Source organism: Providencia sp. UF-224, assembly GCF_058245955.1.
The window spans coordinates 1-1,301 of record NZ_JBSICC010000077.1 but is presented as its reverse complement, the minus strand read 5'-3'; the positions used below and the strand labels follow the sequence as shown (position 1 = coordinate 1,301).

Below are 1,301 nucleotides of genomic sequence, written 5' to 3'. Positions count from 1 at the left end.
CATAGGTCACAAATGAAAAATGGCTTAACATCATTAGCGTGACAATAATTCCTGTTTCTTGTGCGGTCGTATCATCCATAAATCCGTTTGGTGAGGTGATCATATAGCCCTTTGTCGGTTGCTGATAAAAACCGCCATTCGACAACGTATAAAAATTCCAATAGCCGCCGTTATAGGCTACGGCGTTCCGAGTCATCCAGTTATAGATTGCATTTTCAAATGCAATGCAATACCGCCCTAATTTGGAAGGTAAAAACGTTAAACGGGCTTGCGAGTTTTTCACCTCAATAGCCGTGATTGCGATTTCGTCTTTTCCATTTCTTTCGTTAGATTCTGGAGCTGCAAGGTTTTGATGTGATGACATTTTTGAATCCTCCTTTGTGTTAATGATTTCTTTCGTCGAGTTCCTCCGCTGCAAAGGCCGTACATAGCCGAGACGAGGAAGCAAGCAAGGGCGGAGACAAAATTGTTGGTAAGCGCAGCGACAAGAATTTTGGTGGAGTGCACTTTACGCTTGCTGTATGACGAGACGAGGCTATGTTTTAGGCCAAGCGGAGGTGCTCGATGAAAGATTAATCACACAGGTGATGAAGATGGCAGCACCCGACTTGCCGCGAGAGAAGCGAACGGCAAGTCGCCATTAACGCTTAGCATCGCTAAGCAGTGAACCAGGGGCAGCTCCCGCAGGGAGCTTGCATCCCTGTCCTTTGCGCCACGCGTCAGCGTAAAATGGCGCAGGGGTTGTCTTTGTCGGATTGAGCCTGGCTCGATGCCAGGATTAAGCCGATGCGCAAAAAGGGGAACAAATCCCCTTGAAAATAACGTAAATTAGGCGGTGAGAAAGGATTTAAAACGGAATGAATTTAACATCAACATAGGGGTATACAGTGTTTGGCGAACGTCCAACGTCAAACTGTTACCGATATTCACAATGGCAGGTATCCCCAATAATGCCAGTTGGACGTAGCACATTCGGGCAGCAACCTCATCAATATCCGTACATACCGCGATCATTTGCGTTTGTGAGTTATAGCCTTGTTGTAAAACAGAATTTGCACAGGCAATCACCATTCCGCCCGCCCCGCACGTAGGCTCGCACACACTGATATAGCCATTTTTTTCAATTATCTTACTGCAATCACCGATGATAAGATTTGCCATTAGCTGGCTAATATGAAATGGGGTGAAAAACTGCCCCCATGCCCCTTCGCCCAGTTCTAATGACATAAAGAGTTCCCCTAAAAAATCAGTCGCTTGACTGTCTAAGGCATTAACACAAATTGCCATTAGTTTGGCGAATA

The 1,301-nt window shown here is 45.8% G+C and carries 3 protein-coding genes; 1 reads left to right on the top strand and 2 read right to left on the bottom strand.

Annotated features, from left to right (window positions below; genetic code table 11):
- Positions 1-364 (bottom strand): antirestriction protein (locus AC4IFO_RS22835; RefSeq protein WP_490737830.1); only part of this gene is annotated, 364 nt, incomplete at its 3' end.
- A 157-nt stretch (positions 365-521) separates the two neighbouring features.
- Between AC4IFO_RS22835 and AC4IFO_RS22830 the strand changes: the two genes are divergently transcribed.
- A complete protein-coding gene (locus AC4IFO_RS22830; protein ID WP_490737829.1) occupies positions 522-644 on the top strand; it encodes a hypothetical protein in 123 nt (40 codons plus the stop codon).
- Positions 645-828: 184 nt separating this feature from the next.
- Here the strand turns inward: AC4IFO_RS22830 and AC4IFO_RS22825 are convergent.
- On the bottom strand, positions 829-1,301 hold a 473-nt coding region (locus tag AC4IFO_RS22825), incomplete at its 5' end, for an N-6 DNA methylase (protein WP_490737828.1).

Coding starts and splice junctions, on each gene's coding strand:
- AC4IFO_RS22830 (WP_490737829.1), top strand. CDS start 522: ATGACGAGACGAGGCTATGTTTTAGGCCAAGCGGAGGTGCTCGATGAA.